Genomic DNA, 21833 nt, shown 5'->3' on the forward strand with positions numbered 1-21833 from the left:
CGGGGCCGCTGTGAGCGAGCCGGGGCGCGGCGGCGCGCCTCCGCTTCACGAGGAGAACCCCGTTCCCGAGGACCGGACCGCCGGAATCCGTCCTCCCGAACCGGGATCTCCTCACGAGCGACCGGTGGGCGGTGGGACGACCGTGCGGGGCCCGCTCCGCCCGCCCGGACCCGGATCAGCGCCTCACCGCCGGCGGATTCCCCGGTTCACGAGGAGAACCCCGTTCCCGAGGACCGGGCCGCCGGAGTCCGTCCTCCCGAACCGGGATCTCCTCTCGGACGGGACCGCGCCAGCGATACCGCGACCCGCTTCCGGTCGCCGGGCTCTACCGCTCCGGGCCCTCGCCGGACGCGTCGGCGCCACGGGTCGGATCCGCGCCGTCATCGGCGCCGGGCTCACCGTCGTCCACCGCGGGCTCGGCGTCGTCCGCGGCGGCATCGCCGGCATCCGCGGCGCGCTGATCCGCCGCCGCGCTCGGCTCGTCCTCGTCCGCCGCGCCGCCCTCGATCGCCACATCCACGATGACGATCGACACGTTGTCGCGTCCGCCGTTCTCCAGCGCCGCGGCGAGCATCGCCTCGACCGCGGCGGCCGGATCGGCGTTCTCGCGCAGGAAGTGGAGGATGCCGTAGTCGGTGAGCTCCTTCGTGAGCCCGTCGGAGCACACGACGAAGCGGTCGCCGTCGACCACGTCGACGCGCACGTAGTCGGGCACGACGCTCTCCGTCGGCCCCACGGCGCGCGTGATGACGTTGCCGTACGGGTGGCTCTCGGCCTCCTCCGGGCTGAGGCGACCGGCCTGCACGAGCTCCTGCACCAGCGAGTGGTCGGTCGTCACCTGCACGAGCGCCTCGTCGCGCATCAGGTAGACGCGCGAGTCGCCGATGTTCAGCACGACCCACGACGGCTGCTCGGCATCGGCGTCGAGGTAGAGCCCCGTGACCGTCGTGCCGGTGCCGTCGTCGGTCGTCTCCGGGTGATCGGCGATGTCGCGCACGGCCGCGTCGAGGGCGGATTCGATCCCGCCCGTCGTGACCTCGCCGGCACCGGCCATGTCGCCCAGGCGGGCCACCGTGCGCGCGCTCGCGATCTCGCCGCCGATGTGACCGCCCATGCCGTCCGCGACGACGAACAGCGGGCACGACATGAGGATCGCGTCCTGATTCGCCTCGCGCTTGCGGCCGCGGTGCGTCGTGCCGGCCCACGTGAGCAGCACCGAGGGTCCGCTCGGCAGCGGCACCGTCTGCGACTGTGCCGTGATGGTGGCGTCGGGCACGAATCGGCCTCCTGAATCGGTCGACCCCGCTCGGTTGGGATCCCCTGCGGGCGTGGCGACGTCGTTGTTCACATCATAGTCGCGCGGCGGCCCCGACCCCCGCGCACCGCATGGGCAGGAGGACCCATGGCGCAATCCGGCCGAGCCCGTTCGGCGCTGTCATCTCGGCGGGATCCCGGGCCGCCACCCGGCCGGATCGCGGACCGCGGCGGACCGCGGCGGCGGGGGATCGCGGACCGCGGCGGCGGGGCAGGCCGCGGGCGGCGGGATCAGGCCGGCGGCTGCGTGGGCGGAGCCGGCGGCTGCGTCGGCGGGGCCGGCGGCTGCGTCGGCGGGGCCGGCGGCTCCGACGGCGGCTGCGGCGCGGGCGGCATCGCGCCGTACGGCGGGGGCGGCGGCGTGAGGCCGGACGGCTGCGCGGGAGGCGCGTCGGGGTACCCGGGCTCGGAGCCGCCCGGTGCCGAGGGGTAGCCGGGTCCGGCTCCGTACCCACCGGAACCGTACCCGCCGGCCCCGTACCCGCCCGGCGCGTAGCCGGGCTGTCCGCCGGCTACCTGCGCGGGGACGCCCTCCCACCGCGTGGCGTCGCGGAAGAATCCGGCGCCCGCCCACGGCGCGGGCGGCACGTGCGCGTTCCAGCGTGAGCTGTCGAAGGCCACGATGCCGAGCCAGATCGGCGCGAGGAGGAACAGCGCCGTGAACGCGGGATCCTTGCCCAGCTTCACCCCGATCCGGTATGCGGCCATGAACAGCAGCACCGTGACGCCGAGGCTGGCGATCCCGCCCAGGATCTGCCCCACGAACGGCACGACCCACGCGAAGTTGAACAGGAACAGCCAGGGGTTGATGTCGCCGAGCTTGAGGAAGATCATCTGGCTGTAGACCGGCACCCAGGCGCGCCAATCGCCCTGCACGCCCGCCTTCTGGAACAGCTTCATGGCGAACCACGACCACAGCAGGTAGCCGAACACGCCACCCACGATGGCGACGGCGCTGAACACGAGCGCGGCGGCGGCGTAGAACGTTCCGAAGTCGTCGTAGGGACTCATCGGCATCCTCCTCTGACGGGGCGACGGGGCGACGGGGCGACGGCGCCACGCATCACGGCACCGCGCCCCACTCTACCCAGGCGCCGGGCGGCGCCGATAGGCGGGAAACCCCGACGAACGCCGCGGCGGGCTCAGACGACCAGCTCGATCTCGCCGTGCCGCGCGGCGGGGCGCAGCACGAACCCGGCCTCGCGGCCCCAGGCGACCAGCTCCTCGGGCGCGGCGAGAACGGGCCGCGCGAGCGCGAGCCGGCGGGTCAGCTCGCCCTTGGCCTTCTTGTTGAAGTGGTTCAGGGCGCGCACGGCGCCGTCCGGCCCCTCGGTCACCACGCGGATGTACACCGACGGCACACCGGCCGCCACGGGGCCGAGGGCGGCGTAGGCCTCCGAGCGCAGATCGATGACGAGCGGCGCGACGCCGGCCAGCGCCGCGGTGGTCGCCTCGGCCCAGAGCCGGCGCAGCGGCGGCAGGCCGGGCAGCGACGCGCCCGCCGCGAGCCGGTACGCCGGGATCGGGTCGAGCGCGCCGACGGGCCCGAAGGGCGCGGTGTGGATGAGCGCGTGCTCCCCCAGCCAGGCGCGCGCCGCCTCGTCCAGCGACGGCGCGTCCAGCGCGTCGAACAGCACGCCCGTGTAGCGGTCGACAGCGGGCATCGTGGGCGCCGTGCGCAGCGCCGCGTTGTCGTCGATCGCGCCGAGCTGACGCGGCGAGAGCTTCAGCACACGCGCGGCCTCGTCCGGACGCGCGGAGAGGGCGACCAGAGACGCCGCGACGGCCTCGCGCTGCGGTGCGAGCACCGGCAGTGCGAGGCCGTCGAGAGCGAGCGGCGCACCCGATCCGCCTGCCCGCTTCGTCTCCGAAGGGGGCAGCAGGATCGTGGTCAGGACGCGAGCGCGGCGTGACCCGCGACGATCGTCACCCGGTCGGACTCCACCGAGACGAACCCGTCTCGAGCGGACGCCTCGACGACCGTGTCGTCGGCCTGCGTGATGCGGACCGGGCCGTCGCCGAGGATGGCGAGCACGGGCTCGTGACCGGTCATGAAGCCGATCTGGCCCTCGGTGGTCGTCGTGACCACGAGCTTCGCCTCGCCCGTCCAGACCTCCGCCTCGGCGGAGACCAGGCTGACCTGAAGGGCCATGATCAGCCGTTCTCCTTCTGGATCTGCGCCCACTTGGCCTCGACGTCGCTGATGCCGCCGACGTTGAAGAAGGCCTGCTCGGCCACGTGGTCGAACTCGCCCTTGACGATCGCGTCGAACGACTCGATGGTCTCCTTGAGCGGCACGGTCGATCCCTCGACGCCCGTGAACTTCTTCGCCATGTAGGTGTTCTGCGAGAGGAACTGCTGGATGCGGCGCGCGCGGGCGACGACGATCTTGTCCTCCTCCGAGAGCTCGTCGACACCGAGGATCGCGATGATCTCCTGCAGCTCCTTGTTCTTCTGCAGGATCTGCTTCACGGCCGTCGCGACGCGGTAGTGGTCCTCGCCGAGGTAGCGGGGGTCCATGATGCGGCTCGTCGAGGTGAGCGGGTCGATGGCGGGGTACAGACCCTTCGAAGCGATCTCGCGCGAGAGCTCGGTCGTCGCGTCGAGGTGCGCGAACGTCGTGGCCGGGGCCGGGTCGGTGTAGTCGTCGGCCGGCACGTAGATCGCCTGCATCGAGGTGATCGAGTGACCGCGCGTCGAGGTGATGCGCTCCTGGAGCACACCCATCTCGTCGGCGAGGTTGGGCTGGTAGCCCACGGCCGAGGGCATGCGGCCCAGCAGGGTCGACACCTCGGAGCCCGCCTGCGTGAAGCGGAAGATGTTGTCGATGAACAGCAGCACGTCCTGCTGCTGCACGTCGCGGAAGTACTCGGCCATCGTCAGGGCCGAGAGGGCGACGCGCAGACGCGTCCCCGGCGGCTCGTCCATCTGGCCGAAGACGAGGGCGGTCTTGTCGAAGACGCCCGCGTCCTCCATCTCGTGGATGAGGTCGTTGCCCTCACGGGTGCGCTCGCCGACGCCGGCGAACACCGACACGCCGCCGTGGTCCTGGGCGACGCGCTGGATCATCTCCTGGATGAGGACGGTCTTGCCGACGCCCGCACCGCCGAAGAGGCCGATCTTGCCGCCCTGCACGTACGGGGTGAGGAGGTCGATCGACTTGATGCCCGTCTCGAACATCTGCGTCTTCGACTCGAGCTGGTCGAAGTTCGGCGCCTTGCGGTGGATGGGCCAGCGCTCGGTGACCTCGAACGTCTCGCCCTCCTCGAGGTTGAGCACGTTGCCCGTGACGTCGAACACCTTGCCCTTGGTGATGTCGCCGACCGGCACCGAGATGGGGGCGCCCGTGTCGCGCACCTCCTGGCCGCGGACCATGCCGTCCGTCGGCTTCAGCGAGATGGCGCGCACGACGTCGTCGCCCAGGTGCTGTGCGACCTCGAGCGTGATCTCGGTCGACTGCTCGCCGATCGTGATCGTCGTCTTGAGGGCGCTGTACATGTCGGGGATCGAGTCGTGCGGGAACTCGATGTCGACGACCGGCCCCGTGACGCGAACGACGCGCCCGACGACCGCGGTGCTGGTCTCAGCCGTGGCGGTGGAGGTCATGTTGTCTCTTCCTTCTTGGAGTCAATGTCGCGAGTAGGCGGATGTCGCGATCAGGAGGCCAGCGCGTCGGCGCCGCCGACGATCTCGGCGATCTGCTGCGTGATCTCGGCCTGGCGCGCGTTGTTGCGCAGGCGGGTGTAATCGGTGATGAGCTTGTCGGCGTTGTCGCTCGCCGACTTCATCGCCTTCTGCGTGGCGGCCTGCTTGGCGGCGGCCGACTGCAGCAGCGCGTTGAAGATGCGGCTCTGGATGTACAGCGGCAGCAGCTTGTCGAGCACCACGTCCGGCTCGGGCTCGAACTCGTACAGCGGCGAGACCTCGGCCTCGGTGGGCACCGCCGCCTCATCGGCGTCGACCACGTGCAGCGGCAGCAGGCGGACCGACTCGGGCGTCTGCGTCATCATGCTGACGAAGCGGTTGTACACGACGTGGATCTCGTTGACGCCGCCCTCCGACTCGTCGAGCAGGTACGCGTCGAGCAGCGCCTGCGCGATCTCCTCGGCCGAGCCGAACTGCGGCGTGTCCGCGTCGCCCGTCCACTGCTGGGCGCTGGCGATCTGACGGAACTGGAAGTAGCCGACCGCCTTGCGGCCGAAGAGGTAGAAGACGACCTCCTTGCCCTCCGAGCGCAGCAGCTCGGCCAGCTCCAGCGCCTCGCGGATCACCTGCGAGTTGAAGGCGCCCGCGAGGCCGCGGTCGCTCGTCAGCAGCAGGATCGCCGAACGCGTGATCGTCTCCGGCTCGCGTGTGAGCACGTGGTCGACGTCGCTGTGCGTGGCGACGGCCGACACCGCGCTCGTGACCGCGCGGGAGAAGGGCGACGACGCGCGCACGCGCGCCATCGCCTTCTGGATCCGCGAAGCCGCGATGAGCTCCATCGCCTTCGTGATCTTCTTGGTCGTCTGAGCAGAAGCGATCTTCTGCTTGTACTCCCTGAGTTGTGCGCCCATATGCGTCTTCTCCGGAAGGCGTTACGCCTTGCGGCCCTTGACGATCTGCTCCTGGCCCACGTCCTGCTGCGAGGCGGCGTCGTACTCCTCGTGGCCGGGGGCCGCGATGTTCACGCCTTTGCCGGACTGGAACTCGAGCACGAACTCGTCGACGACCTTCTCGAGCTCGGCCTTCGTCTCGTCCTCGAGCTTGCCCGTCGCCTTGAGGGCGTCGATGATGCCCGTGTTGCGGCGCACGTGGTCGAGCAGCTGGCGCTCGAAGCGCAGCACGTCCTCCACCGGGATGGTGTCGAGCTTGCCGTTCGTGCCGGCCCAGATCGAGACGACCTGCTCCTCGACGGGGTACGGCGAGTACTGCGGCTGCTTGAGCAGCTCGGTCAGGCGCGCGCCGCGGTCGAGCTGACGGCGCGAGGCCGCGTCGAGGTCGGACGCGAACATCGCGAACGCCTCGAGCGAGCGGTACTGCGCCAGCTCGAGCTTGAGCGTGCCGGAGACCGACTTGATGTGCTTGAGCTGCGCGTCACCGCCGACGCGCGAGACCGAGATGCCCACGTCGACCGCGGGGCGCTGGTTCGCGTTGAACAGGTCGGACTGCAGGAAGATCTGGCCGTCGGTGATCGAGATCACGTTGGTCGGGATGTACGCCGACACGTCGTTGGCCTTCGTCTCGATGATCGGCAGACCCGTCATCGAGCCGGCACCCAGCTCGTCGGAGAGCTTCGCGCAGCGCTCGAGCAGGCGCGAGTGCAGGTAGAAGACGTCACCCGGGTAGGCCTCGCGGCCCGGCGGGCGGCGCAGCAGCAGCGACACGGCGCGGTAGGCCTCGGCCTGCTTCGACAGGTCGTCGAACACGATGAGGACGTGCTTGCCCTGATACATCCAGTGCTGGCCGATGGCCGATCCGGTGTACGGCGCGAGGTACTTGAAGCCGGCGGGGTCCGAGGCGGGGGCGGCGACGATGGTGGTGTACTCCATCGCGCCAGCCTCCTCGAGCGCGCCCTTCACCGAGGCGATCGTCGAGCCCTTCTGGCCGATCGCGACGTAGATGCAGCGGACCTGCTTGGTCGGGTCGCCCGACTCCCAGTTGGCCTTCTGGTTGATGATCGTGTCGATCGCGATGGCGGTCTTGCCCGTCTGGCGGTCGCCGATGATCAGCTGGCGCTGGCCGCGGCCGATCGGGATCATGGCGTCGATCGCCTTGATGCCCGTCTGCATCGGCTCGTGCACCGACTTGCGCTGCATGACGCCGGCGGCCTGGAGCTCGAGCTCGCGCTCGCCCTCGAGGCCCGTGATCTCGCCGAGGCCGTCGATCGGCGTGCCGAGCGGGTCGACCACGCGACCGAGGTAGCCCTCGCCCACCGGCACGGAGAGCACGCGACCGGTGCGGGTGACCTGCTGGCCCTCCTCGATGCCCGCGAACTCGCCCAGCACGACGGCGCCGATCGTGTGCTCGTCGAGGTTCTGCGCGAGGCCGAGGGTGCCGTCCTCGAAGCGGATGAGCTCGTTCGCCATCACGCCGGGCAGGCCCTCCACGTGCGCGATGCCGTCGGCCGCGTCGACGACGGTGCCGACCTCGGTCGCAGCCGAGCCGCTGGGCTCGTATGCGGCGGCGAAGTCCTTCAGCGCGTCACGGATGACGTCGGGGCTGATGGTGATGTCTGCCATTGTCTTCCTTCGTTCGGTGGGACCCTCGGGTCCCGAAGTCTCCGCCGGGGCGGGAAGTCGGTGTCAGCCGGCCAGTCTCTGGCGCAGGTCGGTGAGTCGCGCGGAGATGCTGCCGTCGATGATGTCGTCGGCGATCTGCACGCGGATGCCGCCGACCACGTCGGCGTCGATGATCTGGTTGATCGCGATCTGGCCGCCGTACCGGCGCGAGAGGTTCGCCGTCAGGCGCTCCGCCTGCTCGTCCGTGAGCGGACGTGCCGTGGTGACGGTGGCGACCGTGCGGCCGGTCTGGCCGGCGATCACGCGGATCACGTGGTTCAGCAGCGCCCGCACGCGGCGGCCGCGCAGCTCGCGCACCAGCTCCGACACGATGAGGATCGTCGTCTCGCTCACGCGGCCCGCCAGCAGCTTCTGAACGAGGGCCGCCTTCGCGGCCGGGTCGCCCAGGGTGCTGCCGAGCGCGAGCTCGAGCTCGGGGTTCGACGCGATGAGGCGCGAGACCCCGAACAGCTCGCCGGCCACGTCGGCGGTCTTCTCCGCCTTGGCGGCCGCGCGGATCGCGAGCTCCTCGAGCGCGGCGACGAGGTCCTTCGCGCTCGACCAGCGCTGCGACACGGCGGCCGTGACGACGTTGCGGGCGCCGGCCGACAGCTTGCCGAACACCGCGCCGACGAGCGCCGCGCGCGCCTCGGCGCCCGTGGTCTGATCGGCGAGCGCGCCGCTCAGCTGCGGCGAGCCGGCCACGGCGCGCGCGGCAGCGAACAGATCGCGCGCCGTGGCGGCGCCGATCCGCTGCTTGTCGAGCACGGCGGTCGATGCCGCGAGCGCCTGAGTGGTCGCGCTGCCCATTACTTCGCCGCCTCCTGCGAGGCCTCGAGATCGGCGAGGAAGCGGTCGACGACCGACTTCGCCTTCTCGTCGTCGCTCAGGGTCTCGCCGATCACGTTGCCCGCGAGGTCGAGGGCGATGCCGCCCACCTCGCTGCGCAGCGAGATCAGGGTCGCCTGGCGCTCGGCCTCGATCTGGGCCTGCGCGGACGCCGCGATGCGGTCCGCCTCGGCCGCGGCCGTGGCCTTGGCCTCCGCGACGATCTTCTTCGCGTCCTCGTGAGCCGCCTCGCGGATCTCGCCGGCCTGCACGCGGGCCTCGGCGAGCTGCTTGGTGTACTCCTCGAGCGCCGCCTCGGCTTCCTTCTGCGCGGCGTCGGCCTTCTCGATGTTGCCCTCGATGGCCTCGGCGCGCGCGTCCAGCACCTTGTTCAGGCGCGGCAGCGCCACGAAGATCACGACGACCAGGACGATCGCCAGGCAGATCGCCGACCAGACGATGTCGTACCCGTGCGGAAGGAGCGGGTTCGCGCTGTGACCGTCCTCGGCCGCGACGGTGACAAGAGCGTTCAGCATCCTGTCTCCTTATCTGTGAAGTCGCGGAAGGGGGATCAGACCGCGGCGAAGATGAACGGCGTGACGATGCCGATCAGCGCCAGGATCTCGATGAAGGCGAGACCGATCCACATGGTCTGCTGGAACTTGCCGGCGAGCTCGGGCTGGCGGGCCGTCGACTCGATGACCTTGCCGAAGAGGATGCCCAGACCGATGGCCGGACCGATCGCCGCGAGGCCGTAGCCCACGGTGGCGATGTTTCCGTCAATGGCGGCGAGAACCGTCGTTGCGTCCACTGGATATTTCCTTTCTTAGGGCGATCAGCCGGTTGACTGACCGTCAGTGCTCGTCCGCGAGCGACAGCTGGATGTACACCGCGGTGAGGATCGTGAAGACGTAGGCCTGCAGGAAGGCGACGAACATCTCGAACAGCATGAACGCGAGCCCCATGGCTCCGGAGCCGACCGAGAACACCGCCATCCACGTGCCGCTGAGGATGAAGAAGTTCGTCGCCGCGAAGAACAGCGACAGCATGAAGTGCCCGACCATCATGTTCATGAGCAGTCGCAGCGTGAGCGAGACCGGGCGCACGATGAACGTCGAGATGAACTCGATGACGATGATCATCGGCGCGAGGTAGACCGGCACACCGCCGGGCAGCAGCGAGTTCCTGACGAAGCGGAACCCGCCGTGCTTCTTGATGCCGGCGTAGATGAACACGACGTACGCGACGATGGCGAACACGAGCGGGGCGCCGATGACAGAGGTGCCAGCGAGGTTGATGCCCGGGACGATGCCCGTGAGGTTCATGAACAGGATCGTCAGGAACATCGCGGTCAGCAGCGGCACGAAGCGCTTGCCGTCCTTCTCGCCCAGCAGCTCGTACGCGATGTTCTTGCGCACGAAGCCGAAGCCGAGCTCCATGACGCTCTGGAAGCGCCCGGGCACCACCGTGAGGCGACGCGTGCCGAGCACGAGCAGGAGCACCAGGACCGCGGTCGCGATGATCTGCGCGAGGTTGATGCGCGTCATGATGTCGACGCCACCGATGGTGAGGATCGCGTCCGGGAAGAAGTCGTTGATCGACGGCGGGGTGAACACGTTGCCGTCGGCCATCGGGACGATCATCGTCGCTTGAGTCAACTCAGTGGCTCCAGCTTCTCGCCCAGACGGGATCCGGGCGGGTAAGTCGGTGGTGGGGGTGTCAATCGCGGGACCACAGCGCTGTGCGCCGCTCGCCAGCCACGGTGACGACTCCACCCTATCAAAGTTCGGGCCGTCTTTTGACGCGCTGTAGAAGTCGCGCGCTCGGCGCTGGGGATCAGTCGTCGTCGCCGGGCAGCGCGACGTCGCTCGCGCCCGAGATCCGCATGCGCGTGACGATGACCACGTCGATGACGAGCGACGAGACGGCGGCGGCCACGAGGGCGAAGTAGAACACGAGCAGGTTCACCCAGGGCAGGCCGATCACGACGGCGATCGCGATGAGGAACACGACGACCTTCACGAGGAACACGCCCATCGTGATGCCGAAGAACATCGGCAGGAACTGCGGCGTGCCGTACCAGCGGTTGCCGAACAGCAGGCTGCCCACCGTGATGATCGGGAACAGGGCGCCGATGAGGGCGCCCAGCACGCCGCTCCACAGCCCCTGCGGGCCGTCGACGAGCAGGCCGATGACGGCGGCGCCCACGAGGACGACGAGACCGGCGACCGACGTCCAGATGAGTCCGGCGCGGAAGGTGGGGTTGCTGGAGATCGTCTTGCGGGGCATCAGGAGGCCTTCACGGTGTCGGGTGCGTCGGGATGGGTGCCGGGCTCGTGACGCCGGCCGGGAGTGAGGGTGACGACGAGGCACGCGGCCACACCGAGCAGGCCGAAGGCGACGCCGGGCAGGTACTCCCCCGGCCAGTCCTCGCGCGCGCCGAGGTACATCAGCAGCACCGCGAGGCTGACCATGCCGGTCCAGGCATAGAAGATGAGCACGGCGTCGCGGTCGCTGTGCCCCATGTCGAGCATGCGGTGGTGCAGGTGCTGGCGGTCGGCGGAGAACGGCGACTTGCCCGCGCGCAGGCGTCGGATGATGGCCAGGCCGAAGTCGAGCAGCGGCAGCATCACGACGACGATCGGCAGCAGGATGGGCAGGAACGCGCCGACGAGCTGTGAGCGCCCGAACTCGTCCTGCACGAACATCGCGGGGTCGAGCACGCCCGTGATCGCGATGGCGCTCGTGGCCATCATGAGGCCGAGGACGAGGGCGCCGCCGTCGCCCATGAACAGCTTCGCACCGTTCCAGTTCATGGGCAGGAACCCCGCGCACGCCCCGACGAGCACGACCGCGAGGAACGTGGCGAGGTTGAAGTACGTGCTCGCGCCGATGTCGCGCACGAGCACGTAGGAGTAGACGAAGAAGACCGTGTTCGCGATGAGGCACACCCCGGCCACGAGCCCGTCGAGGCCGTCGATGAAGTTCACGGCGTTCATGACGACGACGATCGCGAACATCGTCAGCGCGATGCTGAGCCAGCTCGATCCCACCCAGAGGTCGCCGAGCGGCAGCGCGTAGATCTGCAGCCCGCCGCCGACCGCGATGATGCCGGCCGCGAGGAACTGCGCGGCGAGCTTGATCATCCAGTCGAGGTCGATGAGGTCGTCGAGCACGCCCACGATGACCGTCAGCCCCATCGCGGCGAGGATCGACCACATCACGCGTGGATCGGCCCAGATGATCGCGAAGAACGGGTTGGCCGCCGAGACGAGCATCGCGGCGACCATCGCGATGAACATCGCCACGCCGCCCAGGCGCGGCGTCGGCACCGTGTGCACGTCGCGGTCGCGGATGCCGGGGTACAGCTTGAACCGCAGCGCGAGTCGCCAGATCCCCCAGGCCAGCGCGAGGGTGAGCGCGGCCGTGAGGATGAGCGTGAAGACGTACTGCCTCACGCGTTCCCCTGACCGTCCCCCTGCTCGGACGCCGGCTCGGTCGCCGCCGCACCGGTGGCGTCGGCCTCCTGGCTGCGGCGCAGCGCCGCCGCGAAGGCAGAGCGCGGATCGCCCGTGGCCGCGCCCGGCGCGGGGGCCTCCTCGGGCGCGCCGTGGCCGTGGTGCGCGTGCGCCTCGTGTGCGTGCTCGTCGTCGGCGGCAGGCGCCAGGAGGTGGCCCAGCACCTCGCGCAGCTCGTCGCGCGTGACCGCGCCCTCGCGCAGCACGCGCACCCGGCGGTCGGCCGGGTCGGTGGCGGTGACGAGCGAGGTGGCGTCGATGATCGTGGAGGCGATGCCCGTCCGGCTGGGGCCGGCGTCGAGGTAGACGGCCACGGACTCGCCGAGCATGTCCTGCGCCTCGCCGGCCGTGACGGCGGCGGGCTTCTTCGTGAGGTTGGCGCTCGAGACCGCGAGCGGGCCGGTCTCCTCCAGCAGCTCCAGCGCGATCCGGTGATCCGGCATGCGCACCGCGACCGTGCCCTCGGTGTCGCCGAGATCCCACGTGAGGGAGGGCTGCGCGGGCAGCACGATGGTGAGCCCGCCCGGCCAGAAGCGCTCGACGAGCGCGTCGACCTCGGCGGGCACCGACTCCACGAGCGCGGCGAGCGCGGCGCGGCCGGAGACGAGCACGGGCGGCGGCTGCTGACGCCCGCGGCCCTTGGCCTTGAGCAGCCGGGCGACCGCGCTGGGGCTGAAGGCGTCGGCGGCCACGCCGTACACGGTGTCGGTCGGGATGACCACGACCTGCCCGCGCGCGATCGCCTGGCGCGCCTGGCGCATGCCGGTGAGCAGCTGCGCCTCGTCGGCGCAGTCGAAGACAGGGGACATAGCGGGCTCAGTCTACTTCCCGCGCATCCGCCGAACCCGCCCTCGACCCGCGAACCCGCCCGGGATCCGGCGCGGGCTCGGCGAGGGGGCGCGGGTTCGCGGGGCGAGTGGGCGCGTCAGGGGCGGATCGCGGTGGTCGCGCGGTCGCGGGTCGTGAGGTCCGGGTGGGTGGCCGGGGCGCGCCAGCCGTCGGCCGCGAGGAGCTCGCGGATGGGCTCGCCCTGCCACTCGCCGTGCTCGATGACGATCGATCCGCCCGGTCGCACGAGCGCGAGGCCGCGCCGGCTGATCGCCCGCACGAGGTCGAGGCCGTCCGGCCCGCCGTACAGGGCGGCGTCGGGGTCATGAAGGCGCACCTCGGGGTCGCGCGGCACGGCGTCGTCGGGCACGTACGGCGGGTTGGTCACGAGCACGGCGACCGTGCCGTCGAGCTCGGGCAGCGCCCGCGCGGCGTCGTCGAACACGAGGCGCAGGTTGGGCGCGCCGATGCGGGCGGCGTTCTCCTTGGCCCAGATGAACGCGTCGACGGAGTTCTCGACGGCGTGCACGCGCGCGTGCGGCACCTCGGTGGCCAGGGCCAGGGCGATCGCCCCGCTGCCCGTGCACAGGTCGACCGCCACGGGCTCGGGGTCGGGCATGGCACGCAGCGCGTCGATCGCAAGCTGCGCCACCATCTCGGTCTCGGGTCGCGGCACGAACACGCCCGGTCCCACCGACAGCTCGAGGTGGCGGAACGGCGCGACGCCCGTGATGTGCTGCAGCGGCTCGCGCGATGCGCGCCGGGCCACGGCCTCCTCGAACGCCGCGGCCTCGCCGGCCGCCAGCTCGTCGCCGCGCAGCGCCGCCACCTGCACCTCGCCGCGGCCCGCCGCCGTCACGTGCGCGAGCAGCAGCTCGGCGTCGACGTGCGGATCGGGCACGCCGGCCGCCGCGAGGCGGGCGGCGGCGGCGCGCAGCGCGTCGCGCACGGAGGCGGCGGCGCGCGGGGCGGGCTCGAGGGCGGTGGTCACGAGGGGGAAGCCTAACCCCGGCACCTGGGCGCCGGACCCGTCGTTTTCCGTCATCCGCGCCCACCCGCCGCCCGATTCGGCCTAACCTGGCGGGGACACCACCCGCTCGTGCGAAAGGCCACTCGATGCCCGGCATCCACAACGACATCACCTCTGCGTTCGGCAACACGCCGCTCGTCCGGCTCAACCGCGTGCCCGGCGACGCGGGCGCGACCGTGCTCGCCAAGCTCGAGTACTACAACCCGGGCTCGAGCGTGAAGGACCGCCTGGGCATCGCGCTCGTCGACGCGGCCGAGGAGTCGGGCGCGCTGCAGCCCGGCGGCACGATCGTCGAGGCGACGAGCGGCAACACGGGCATCGCGCTCGCGCTCGTCGGCGCGGCGCGCGGCTACAAGGTCGTGCTCACCATGCCCGCGTCGATGTCGAAGGAGCGCCGCGTGCTGCTCAAGGCCTTCGGCGCCGAGCTCGTGCTCACCGATCCGGCCGGCGGCATGAAGGCCGCCGTCGCGGAGGCCGAGCGCATCGTCGCCGAGACCCCCGGCGCGATCATGGCCAAGCAGTTCGAGAACGCCGCCAACCCGGCGATCCACCGCAAGACCACCGCCGCGGAGATCTGGCGCGACACCGACGGCAAGGTCGACGTGTTCGTGGCGGGCGTCGGCACGGGCGGCACCATCACGGGCGTCGGCCAGGTGCTCAAGGAGCGCAACCCCGACGTGAAGATCGTCGCGGTCGAGCCCACCGCCTCGCCGCTGCTGTCGACGGGCACGCCGGGCCCGGCGAAGATCCAGGGCATCGGCCCGAACTTCGTGCCGCCGGTCCTCGACACCGAGGTGTACGACGAGGTCGCCACCGTCGAGTTCGAGGACGCGATCGCCACGGCCCGCGCCCTCGCGGCGCAGGAGGGTCTGCTCGTCGGCATCTCGTCGGGCGCGGCGGCCTGGGCGGCGATCCAGGAGGCGAAGAAGCCCGAGAACGCGGGCAAGAACATCGTCGTCGTCATCCCCGACACGGGCGAGCGCTACATCACCACGGCGCTGTTCGAGGATCTTCGCGAGGACTGATCCCGCGATAATCGATCCATGGGATTGCACATCCGCGAGGATGTCGAAGCCGCGCGCCGCAGGGATCCCGCGGCGCGCGGCTTCTTCGAGATCGCGCTGCTCTACCCCGGACTGCACGCGATCTGGGCGCACCGGGTGAACCACTGGCTGTGGCGGCGGGGGCTGCGCTTCGTCGCGCGCGCCGGTTCGCAGCTGGCGCGCTGGCTGACGGGCATCGAGATCCATCCGGGGGCGCGGATCGGGCGCCGCTTCTTCATCGACCACGGCATGGGCGTGGTGATCGGCGAGACCGCCGAGGTGGGCGACGACGTGATGCTGTATCACGGCGTCACGCTGGGCGGCCGCTCGCTCGGGAGCGGCAAGCGGCACCCCACGCTCGGCGACGGCGTGGCCGTGGGCGCGGGGGCGAAGGTGCTCGGCCCCGTGACGATCGGCGCGCACTCGGTGGTGGGCGCGAACGCCGTGGTCACGCGCGACGCGCCGGAGCACAGCGTGCTGCTGGGCATCCCCGCGAAGGTGCGCGCCCGCGGCGCCGGCGAGGACGCCCGGAAGTACCTCCAGGCGCCGGAGTACATGATCTGAGGGATCTCTTCTTTTTTGAGTCTGCGCCGCTCGGGCGCCGCTTCGCGGCGCCGCTCGCGTGCTCGCGCTCTCGCGGCCCGCGAGAGCGAGGCGGCGCTTCGCGCCGCGGGGCGGCCGCATCGGCGGCCGCACGCTCGCTTCGCTCGCACAGTGATCGGTTGTGCGGTGGCTTGTTCACCACCGGTTGAACCGATCGGTTGAACTCATCGGTTGCCGATCGGTTGAACTCATCGGTTGCCGATCGGTTGCACTCATCGGTTGCCGATCGGTCGCACCCGAGCGGTTGCTGAACGGAGGCGCGCAGCGCCGGAGATGAAGCGACCAAGGCAAGCAGCTCTACGGCGCTGGCCACGGCAGGGGGCCGCGGCGGGACTCGAGCTCGGCCGCGAGGGCGAGGATCGCGCCCTCGCCGCCCGGGCGGCCGATCAGTTGCACGCTCACCGGCCGCTCCCCCGGCGCAGCCGTGACCGGCACCGTGATGGCCGCCAGGCCGGCGACGTTCACGAAGCTCGTGTGCGGCGCGTACCGACACTGCCGCGCGAAGTTCTCCTCCGGATCCGTGCCGTCGGCGAACCAGCCGATCGGCTGCGGGTCCCTCGCGAGCGCGGGCGTGAGGACGGCGTCGTACGGGGCGAACGCCTCGATCGTCTCGCGCTCGAACGCCGTCGCCGCCTGATAGGCGCCGATGACCCGCTCGGCCGGCAGAGCCCGCCCCTCCCGCACGAGCCACGCCGTGAGCGGCTCGGTGAGCGCATCGAGGTCCTCGTCGGCCACGGGGATCCGCGCCGCCGACGCCCGCCAGATGGTCGTGAACAGCTCGGGGTAGCCGCGCGGGCGCCAGTCGAGCGGATCGACGCGGTGCTCGGCGAGCAGGCCGACCGCGACCTCGAGCGCGTCGCGCGACGCCGGCGACAGGCTCGTGTCGGTCCAGCCGTCCCACGGCGTCGCGGTCGTCACGCCGATCCGCAGGCCGCGGACGTCGCGCCGCGCGGCCTCGACGAACGGTCCGCCGCCCGGCGCCCGCGTGGCGTAGGCGTACGGCGCCGACCCGGCCAGCGCGTCGAGCAGATGCGCGGCGTCGGCGACCGAGCGCGCGATCGGACCGGCGACCGCCAGGCCGCCCGGGGAGTCCATGCCCGACCCCACCGGCAGCCGGCCCCGCGACGGCTTGAGGCCCACGACGCCCACCGTCGCGGCGGGGATGCGGATCGACCCGCCGCCGTCCGAGGCGGGCGCGGCGGGGAGCAGACCGGCGGCGACGGCGACGGCCGCTCCCCCGCTGGATCCGCCAGCGCCGGTCGCCGGATCCCACGGGTTGCGCGCGGGCGGCGCGACGAGCGACTCGGTGTAGCCGGTGAGGCCGAACTCGGGGGTGTTCGTCTTGCCGAGGCTGACGGCGCCCAGCCGGTCGAGGGCGGCGGCGATCGGATCCGAGGCGTCCGGGACGAAGTCGGCGAATGCGCGGGATCCGTAGCGCGTGGGCACGCCGGCGCGGGCGGCGAGGTCCTTGTCGGCGAGCGGCACGCCCCACAGCGGCGGCGCGTCGTCCGGGGGCGCGCCGAGCGCGGCGGCGGCGTTCCGCGCCCGCTCGGACGTGACCTCGACGAATGCTCCCAGCGATCCGTCGTGCGCCGCGATCCGCGCGAGGAAGTGATCCGCCGCCTCGAGCGGTGTCACCTCCCCGCGCCGCAGCGCGTCGGCGAGACCGATCAGACCCAGCTCGTGCAGCTCCACCCCGCCATCCTCTCGCGCGGTCGGGCTGGTCGCTTCATCTCCGCGCCTTCGGCGCTGAAGTTCAGCAACCGATGAGGTGCCCCTCGAGCGAACCCGCTCGTCGACCGGAGGCGCGAAGCGCCGGAGCGGAAACGGGCCGAGCGGAGCGAAGCGAAGTCGAGGCCAGATCACAGCACGCTGCTTTCGACTCCGGCCCCTGCGGGGCCTCCGCTCAAGCCGTCTCCGTTCGCGGAGACTCGCACTGAGCGAGCGAAGCGAGTCGAAGTGTCGGTCGACGACCTGCGAGTTCACCGGGCCTTGCGGCGGTAGATCAGCGTGGCGCCGATCCAGGCCGCCGCGAGGATGCCCACGCACCAGGCCAGCGCGATCCAGATCTCGCCGCCGACCGGCTGGCCGGCGAAGAGCGAGCGGATCGTGTTCACGATCGACGTGACCGGCTGGTTCTCGGCGAACCAGCGCACGGGACCCGGCATCGACTCGGTCGGCGCGAAGGCCGAGCTGATGAAGGGCAGGAAGATGAGCGGGTACGAGAACGCGCTCGCCCCGTCCACCGACTTGGCCGAGAGCCCCGCGACGACCGCGATCCACGTGAGCGCGAGCGTGAACAGCGCGAGGATCCCCGCGTCGCCGAGCCACGCGAGCGGGCCCGCGCCCGTGCGGAAGCCCATGAGAAGAGCGACCCCGATCACGAGCGCGACCGACACGAGGTTGGCCGCGACCGAGGTGAGCACGTGCGACCACAGCACCGACGACCGCGCGATCGGCATGGAGCGGAAGCGCTCGAAGAGCCCGCCCTGCAGGTCGAGGAACAGCCGATACGCCGTGTACGCGATGCCCGAGGCGATCGTGATGAGCAGGATGCCCGGCAGCATGTAGTCGATGTACGACTGCGATCCGGTGTCGATCGCGCCGCCGAACACGAAGACGAACAGCAGCATGATGGCGATCGGGGTGACCGCCGTCGTGATGATCGTGTCGGGACTGCGCAGGATGTGCCGCATCGAGCGGCCCGTGAGCGCGGCGGTGTCGCCGAGCGCGTGTGCGATGGCTACTTCGGCTCGCTGCGCTCGCTCATCACGGCGCATCAGGCGGCCTCCTTCCTTCCGACGAGCCGCAGGAACACGTCCTCGAGGCTCGGCTGCTTCTCGATGTACTCGACCTTCGCGGGCGGCATGAGCGCCTTGAGGTCGGCCAGGGTGCCCTGCACGAGGATCCGGCCCTCGTGCAGGATGCCGATGCGGTCGGCGAGCTGCTCGGCCTCGTCGAGGTACTGCGTGGTGAGCAGGATCGTCGTGCCGCGGCCGGCGAGCTCCCGCACGGTGTCCCACACCTCGATCCGCGCCTCGGGGTCGAGGCCCGTGGTCGGCTCGTCGAGGAAGACGACGGGCGGCTCGCCGATGAGGCTCATGGCGATGTCGAGGCGGCGGCGCATGCCGCCCGAGTAGGTGCCCGCGCGGCGCCCGCCCGCCTCGGCGAGCGAGAACCGCTCGAGCAGCTCGTCGGCGACCCGGCCCGGATCGGGCAGGTGCCGAAGGCGGGCCACGAGGGCCAGGTTCTCGCGCCCCGTGAGCACCTCGTCCACCGCCGCGAACTGGCCCGTGAGGCTGATCGCCTCGCGCACCGCCTGCGGGTCGGACGCGACGTCGTGCCCGATGATCGAGGCGGCGCCGGCGTCGGCCCTCAGCAGCGTGCTGAGGATGCGCACGAGCGTGGTCTTGCCCGCCCCGTTCGAGCCGAGCAGGGCGAAGATGCTGCCGCGCTCGACCTCGAAGTCCACGCCCTTCAGCACGCTGAGCTCGCCGAACGACTTCTCGATGCCCACGACCCGGATCGCGGGGGCGTTCATCGCGCTCGTGATCCGCTCCCCGTGTCGACGCCGTCGATCGCCTTCTTCAGGCGGTCCTTCTCCTTGGTGATCCAGCCCCCGTCGGCGTAGTTCGAGACGAACTCCTCGGCGAACTCCACCGGGTCATCCCCCACGATGTCGCGGATGGGCGTGCCCGCCGCGGCGTGCTCCTCGAAGAGGTCGGCGAGGTCGCCGAACATCCGCATCATGACCTCGCCGTCGGCGATGCCGCCGGCGTACATCACGTAGCGATCCAGCGCCTGGGCGGCGACGCGGTAGTCGCCGGGCAGCGCCTCGAGGCGCGCCTTGTACTGCTTCTGCTTCTTCTGCTCGAGCGAGCCCGTGAGCTTCTCGATCCATCCTGCGGCCATGTCACTTCTCTCCCTTGTCGGCGCGGAGCTCCTCGAGCCGTGCGGCCAGGAAGCTCCAGTCGTCCCAGAACTCGTTCAGTCGTTCGTGCCCGCTCGCGTTGAGCGAGTACACCTTGCGCGGCGGCCCCTTCTCCGACGGGACTTTCTCCACGTCCACCAGCCCGCGCTGCTCGATGCGCACGAGCAGCGCGTAGATGGTGCCCTCCGCGATGCAGGAGAATCCCCGGTCGCGCAGCCATGCGGTGATCTCGTATCCGTAGGCGGGGCGCGCCGACAGGACGCCCAGGACGATGCCCTCGAGCACGCCCTTGAGCATCTCCGTCGTCTGCTTGCCCATTCCATCCTCCTGCTACTCGGTGACGCTACGTACTAGTACTTAGCGACGTTGACTACCAGTACATAGTGACACTGAATACCGCCGGGCGCAAGCCCGGCTCGCGGGTCTCTTCGCGAGCGCGAATCAGGCTGGGGTGAAGCCGCTGCCGTGGGCGAGGAAGGGCGAGGCCAGGCCCGTCTCCTGGCCGGCGAGCGCGAGCGCCTCCGCGGGCGCGAGGCCCGCCGCGAGGCCGCCGTGGAAGGCGCTGAGCACCTCGGCCGCGATGTCGTCGGCCACCATGACGGGCGCGGCGACCACGCTCACCGTGCCCGCGTGCAGCCACGCGTTGGCCATGCTGAGCGCCTCGGACCCCCAGCGCACGGACGAGCGCCCCAGCTCGCACGCCGACAGCACGACGGTGGCGGGCGGATCGGCGATGAGGTCGATGTCGTAACCGAAGAGGATGCCGTCGGCCAGGCTCAGGCCCGAGAGCATGGGCGAGCCGGGTGCGTGCCGGCCGTGCGCGACGACGTGCAGCGCCTCGGCCCGATGCGCGAGGGCGGTCACGGCCTCGACGTGGGCCTCGGCGCCGTGCAGGATCGGGCGAGGCCCCGCCGCGGCGGGGCCGCGCTCGCTCTCCCACGCGAAGGAGGCGCGCTCCACCTCCTCGAGCCCGCGGGCGACGGCGGGCCCGACGGCGAACCCGACCGAGCGCGCGGGCGTCCAGCGGCCGCGCGAGGCCAGCCAGCGCGAGGCCGACCGGGCGAGGGTGACGGCGCGCCCGCGCATGCCGGGCAGCATCGCCCACGGCATCCCCGCCAGCGAGCCGGGCGCCGTGAGGAGCACGCGGCGCGGGTCGCCGGCCGCCGCGAGCGAGCACGGAGTCCCAGCTGAACTGCACATCGTTGAGGGACCCGAGCAGAGCCGGGAGCGGTGAGGAGACAGGCATAGACGCGGTGCCCTTCGCGTGAGGTGGGAGCGATCACCACCACGGAGCGCGCAAGGGCGGGCCTGATACGTGCCGCGGCGCTCGTTCTCTCGAGGTGCCCGGGGACCTCATGCCGCGGCGGCGCCGGAGTATGCCACGGAGCTCGAAGACCGCCGGGGTCAGTCGCCGAGGGCGGCGAGGCGCTCGGCCTCGTCGGCCTCGATGCAGGACTGGATGACGGGATCCAGCGCGCCGTTCAGCACCGCGTCGAGGTTGTACGCCTTGTAGCCCGTGCGGTGGTCGGCGATCCGGTTCTCGGGGAAGTTGTAGGTGCGGATGCGCTCCGAGCGGTCCATGCCGCGGATCTGCGACTTGCGCGCATCGGCCGCGACGGCCGCGAGCTCCTCCTGCTGCCGGGCGAGCAGGCGGGCGCGCAGCACGCGCATGCCGGCCTCGCGGTTCTGCAGCTGCGACTTCTCGTTCTGCATCGACACGACGATCCCGGTCGGGATGTGCGTGATGCGCACGGCGGAGTCCGTCGTGTTCACCGACTGCCCGCCGGGGCCGGACGAGCGGAACACGTCGATCTTCAGGTCGTTCGGATCGATCGCGATCTCCTCGGGCTCGTCCACCTCGGGGAAGACGAGCACGCCGGTCGTCGACGTGTGGATGCGGCCCTGCGACTCGGTCGCCGGCACGCGCTGCACGCGATGCACGCCGCCCTCGTACTTCAGGTGCGCCCACACGCCCTGCGCGGGATCGGAGGACGATCCCTTGATCGCGACCTGCACGTTCTTGTAGCCGCCGAGATCCGACTCGTCGCGCTCGAGGATCTCGGTCTTCCAGCCGCGCGAGGCCGCGTACTGCAGGTACATGCGCAGCAGGTCGGCGGCGAACAGCGCGCTCTCGGCACCGCCCTCGCCCGCCTTGATCTCCATGATCACGTCGCGGGCGTCGTCGGGATCGCGCGGGATGAGCAGGCGCCGCAGCCGCTCCTGCGCCTCGGCGAGCCGCTCCTCGAGCGCGGGGATCTCGTCGGCGAACGCCTCGTCCTCGCGGGCGAGCTCGCGCGCGGCCTCGAGGTCCTCCCCCGCGCCGACCCACGCCTGGTGGGCCGCGACGATGCGCGACAGCTCGGCGTAGCGGCGGTTGACGCGCTTGGCGCGCGCGGCGTCGGCGTGCACCGCCGGGTCGGAGAGCTCCTCCTGCACCCGGCGGTGCTCGTCGATCAGCGCATCGACGGACTCGAACAC

At 71.4% G+C, this 21833-nt stretch carries 23 protein-coding genes and 1 pseudogene; 2 read left to right on the top strand and 22 right to left on the bottom strand.

Annotated elements, in window-relative coordinates:
- Positions 1-325: 325 nt before the first annotated feature.
- The 15 genes and pseudogenes from ACYVJ0_RS06760 to prmC all read right to left on the bottom strand — a co-directional run bounded on the left by ACYVJ0_RS06760 (position 326) and on the right by prmC (position 13739).
- Positions 326-1276, bottom strand: a complete 951-nt coding sequence (locus tag ACYVJ0_RS06760; protein ID WP_460816846.1) for a PP2C family protein-serine/threonine phosphatase — start codon at positions 1274-1276, stop codon at positions 326-328.
- Positions 1277-1545: 269 nt separating this feature from the next.
- Complete coding sequence (locus ACYVJ0_RS06765) at positions 1546-2325, bottom strand: large exoprotein (RefSeq protein ID WP_460816848.1); 780 nt, start codon at positions 2323-2325, stop codon at positions 1546-1548.
- A gap of 131 nt (positions 2326-2456) precedes the next feature.
- A complete protein-coding gene (locus ACYVJ0_RS06770) occupies positions 2457-3209 on the bottom strand; it encodes a YaaA family protein (protein ID WP_460816886.1) in 753 nt (250 codons plus the stop codon).
- On the bottom strand, positions 3206-3466 hold the full coding sequence (locus ACYVJ0_RS06775; RefSeq protein WP_449855012.1) for a F0F1 ATP synthase subunit epsilon: 261 nt from the start codon (positions 3464-3466) through the stop codon (positions 3206-3208). Before ACYVJ0_RS06775 ends, ACYVJ0_RS06770 begins: the two co-directional genes overlap by 4 nt.
- A gap of 2 nt (positions 3467-3468) precedes the next feature.
- Positions 3469-4920, bottom strand: a complete 1452-nt coding sequence (gene atpD, locus ACYVJ0_RS06780) for a F0F1 ATP synthase subunit beta (RefSeq protein WP_449855011.1) — start codon at positions 4918-4920, stop codon at positions 3469-3471.
- Positions 4921-4970: 50 nt separating this feature from the next.
- Positions 4971-5870: a F0F1 ATP synthase subunit gamma gene (locus tag ACYVJ0_RS06785; RefSeq protein WP_460816850.1), complete on the bottom strand. Its 900-nt coding sequence runs from the start codon at positions 5868-5870 to the stop codon at positions 4971-4973.
- 21 nt (positions 5871-5891) lie between these two features.
- Positions 5892-7535 (bottom strand): F0F1 ATP synthase subunit alpha, encoded by a 1644-nt coding sequence (gene atpA, locus ACYVJ0_RS06790; protein WP_449855009.1) that lies wholly within the window; start codon positions 7533-7535, stop codon positions 5892-5894.
- 63 nt (positions 7536-7598) lie between these two features.
- Positions 7599-8384, bottom strand: coding sequence for a F0F1 ATP synthase subunit delta (locus ACYVJ0_RS06795; protein WP_460816852.1), 786 nt, complete (start codon positions 8382-8384; stop codon positions 7599-7601).
- Positions 8384-8938, bottom strand: coding sequence for a F0F1 ATP synthase subunit B (locus tag ACYVJ0_RS06800; RefSeq protein WP_460816854.1), 555 nt, complete (start codon positions 8936-8938; stop codon positions 8384-8386). The genes ACYVJ0_RS06795 and ACYVJ0_RS06800 overlap by 1 nt, the downstream gene beginning before the upstream one ends.
- Positions 8939-8973: 35 nt before the next feature.
- Positions 8974-9213: an ATP synthase F0 subunit C gene (atpE, locus tag ACYVJ0_RS06805; RefSeq protein ID WP_449855006.1), complete on the bottom strand. Its 240-nt coding sequence runs from the start codon at positions 9211-9213 to the stop codon at positions 8974-8976.
- Positions 9214-9256: 43 nt separating this feature from the next.
- Positions 9257-10033 (bottom strand): F0F1 ATP synthase subunit A, encoded by a 777-nt coding sequence (atpB, locus tag ACYVJ0_RS06810; protein WP_449855005.1) that lies wholly within the window; start codon positions 10031-10033, stop codon positions 9257-9259.
- A gap of 205 nt (positions 10034-10238) precedes the next feature.
- Positions 10239-10691, bottom strand: coding sequence for a hypothetical protein (locus ACYVJ0_RS06815; RefSeq protein WP_449855004.1), 453 nt, complete (start codon positions 10689-10691; stop codon positions 10239-10241).
- On the bottom strand, positions 10691-11860 hold the full coding sequence (locus ACYVJ0_RS06820) for an MraY family glycosyltransferase (protein ID WP_460816855.1): 1170 nt from the start codon (positions 11858-11860) through the stop codon (positions 10691-10693). Before ACYVJ0_RS06820 ends, ACYVJ0_RS06815 begins: the two co-directional genes overlap by 1 nt.
- A gap of 170 nt (positions 11861-12030) precedes the next feature.
- Positions 12031-12729: pseudogene (locus ACYVJ0_RS06825) on the bottom strand (L-threonylcarbamoyladenylate synthase); the annotation flags it as partial.
- 116 nt (positions 12730-12845) lie between these two features.
- Positions 12846-13739 carry a peptide chain release factor N(5)-glutamine methyltransferase gene (gene prmC, locus ACYVJ0_RS06830; RefSeq protein WP_460816857.1) on the bottom strand — a complete coding sequence of 298 codons (894 nt, stop codon included), beginning with the start codon at positions 13737-13739 and terminating at the stop codon, positions 12846-12848.
- A 125-nt stretch (positions 13740-13864) separates the two neighbouring features.
- Here prmC and cysK point away from each other — a divergent pair, with 125 nt between their 5' ends.
- Together cysK and epsC are read left to right on the top strand one after the other, a co-directional pair.
- The gene (gene cysK, locus ACYVJ0_RS06835; RefSeq protein WP_460816858.1) at positions 13865-14803 is read left to right on the top strand and encodes a cysteine synthase A; all 939 of its coding nucleotides are present in this window, start codon (positions 13865-13867) and stop codon (positions 14801-14803) included.
- Between the two features lie 18 nt (positions 14804-14821).
- Positions 14822-15385, top strand: coding sequence for a serine O-acetyltransferase EpsC (epsC, locus tag ACYVJ0_RS06840; protein WP_449855000.1), 564 nt, complete (start codon positions 14822-14824; stop codon positions 15383-15385).
- Positions 15386-15721: 336 nt separating this feature from the next.
- On the opposite strand, the gene ACYVJ0_RS06845 is transcribed toward epsC, so the two are convergent.
- The 7 genes from ACYVJ0_RS06845 to prfA all read right to left on the bottom strand — a co-directional run bounded on the left by ACYVJ0_RS06845 (position 15722) and on the right by prfA (position 21833).
- Positions 15722-17119 carry an amidase gene (locus ACYVJ0_RS06845; RefSeq protein ID WP_460816859.1) on the bottom strand — a complete coding sequence of 466 codons (1398 nt, stop codon included), beginning with the start codon at positions 17117-17119 and terminating at the stop codon, positions 15722-15724.
- A 287-nt stretch (positions 17120-17406) separates the two neighbouring features.
- Positions 17407-18204: an ABC transporter permease gene (locus ACYVJ0_RS06850; RefSeq protein WP_460816861.1), complete on the bottom strand. Its 798-nt coding sequence runs from the start codon at positions 18202-18204 to the stop codon at positions 17407-17409.
- Positions 18204-18965 carry an ABC transporter ATP-binding protein gene (locus ACYVJ0_RS06855; protein ID WP_449854001.1) on the bottom strand — a complete coding sequence of 254 codons (762 nt, stop codon included), beginning with the start codon at positions 18963-18965 and terminating at the stop codon, positions 18204-18206. The genes ACYVJ0_RS06850 and ACYVJ0_RS06855 overlap by 1 nt, the downstream gene beginning before the upstream one ends.
- Positions 18962-19336 (bottom strand): DUF1048 domain-containing protein, encoded by a 375-nt coding sequence (locus tag ACYVJ0_RS06860; protein WP_449854002.1) that lies wholly within the window; start codon positions 19334-19336, stop codon positions 18962-18964. The genes ACYVJ0_RS06855 and ACYVJ0_RS06860 overlap by 4 nt, the downstream gene beginning before the upstream one ends.
- A gap of 1 nt (position 19337) precedes the next feature.
- Positions 19338-19673, bottom strand: a complete 336-nt coding sequence (locus tag ACYVJ0_RS06865; RefSeq protein ID WP_460816863.1) for a PadR family transcriptional regulator — start codon at positions 19671-19673, stop codon at positions 19338-19340.
- 123 nt (positions 19674-19796) lie between these two features.
- Positions 19797-20498, bottom strand: coding sequence for a CHAT domain-containing protein (locus ACYVJ0_RS06870; protein WP_460816865.1), 702 nt, complete (start codon positions 20496-20498; stop codon positions 19797-19799).
- 261 nt (positions 20499-20759) lie between these two features.
- A complete protein-coding gene (gene prfA / locus ACYVJ0_RS06875; RefSeq protein WP_449854012.1) occupies positions 20760-21833 on the bottom strand; it encodes a peptide chain release factor 1 in 1074 nt (357 codons plus the stop codon).

It is taken from the genome of Microbacterium petrolearium (genome assembly GCF_054782875.1).

What these genes read in the sequence shown, in the direction of transcription:
- ACYVJ0_RS06855 (WP_449854001.1), bottom strand. Translation starts at nt 18,965, where the DNA reads ATGAACGCCCCCGCGATCCGGGTCGTGGGCATCGAGAAGTCGTTCGGC.
- ACYVJ0_RS06865 (WP_460816863.1), bottom strand. Translation starts at nt 19,673, where the DNA reads ATGGGCAAGCAGACGACGGAGATGCTCAAGGGCGTGCTCGAGGGCATC.
- cysK (WP_460816858.1), top strand. Translation starts at nt 13,865, where the DNA reads ATGCCCGGCATCCACAACGACATCACCTCTGCGTTCGGCAACACGCCG.
- ACYVJ0_RS06765 (WP_460816848.1), bottom strand. Translation starts at nt 2,325, where the DNA reads ATGAGTCCCTACGACGACTTCGGAACGTTCTACGCCGCCGCCGCGCTC.
- ACYVJ0_RS06795 (WP_460816852.1), bottom strand. Translation starts at nt 8,384, where the DNA reads ATGGGCAGCGCGACCACTCAGGCGCTCGCGGCATCGACCGCCGTGCTC.
- epsC (WP_449855000.1), top strand. Translation starts at nt 14,822, where the DNA reads ATGGGATTGCACATCCGCGAGGATGTCGAAGCCGCGCGCCGCAGGGAT.
- ACYVJ0_RS06785 (WP_460816850.1), bottom strand. Translation starts at nt 5,870, where the DNA reads ATGGGCGCACAACTCAGGGAGTACAAGCAGAAGATCGCTTCTGCTCAG.
- ACYVJ0_RS06860 (WP_449854002.1), bottom strand. Translation starts at nt 19,336, where the DNA reads ATGGCCGCAGGATGGATCGAGAAGCTCACGGGCTCGCTCGAGCAGAAG.
- atpA (WP_449855009.1), bottom strand. Translation starts at nt 7,535, where the DNA reads ATGGCAGACATCACCATCAGCCCCGACGTCATCCGTGACGCGCTGAAG.
- ACYVJ0_RS06775 (WP_449855012.1), bottom strand. Translation starts at nt 3,466, where the DNA reads ATGGCCCTTCAGGTCAGCCTGGTCTCCGCCGAGGCGGAGGTCTGGACG.
- atpD (WP_449855011.1), bottom strand. Translation starts at nt 4,920, where the DNA reads ATGACCTCCACCGCCACGGCTGAGACCAGCACCGCGGTCGTCGGGCGC.
- ACYVJ0_RS06800 (WP_460816854.1), bottom strand. Translation starts at nt 8,938, where the DNA reads ATGCTGAACGCTCTTGTCACCGTCGCGGCCGAGGACGGTCACAGCGCG.
- ACYVJ0_RS06815 (WP_449855004.1), bottom strand. Translation starts at nt 10,691, where the DNA reads ATGCCCCGCAAGACGATCTCCAGCAACCCCACCTTCCGCGCCGGACTC.
- ACYVJ0_RS06850 (WP_460816861.1), bottom strand. Translation starts at nt 18,204, where the DNA reads ATGCGCCGTGATGAGCGAGCGCAGCGAGCCGAAGTAGCCATCGCACAC.
- atpB (WP_449855005.1), bottom strand. Translation starts at nt 10,033, where the DNA reads ATGGCCGACGGCAACGTGTTCACCCCGCCGTCGATCAACGACTTCTTC.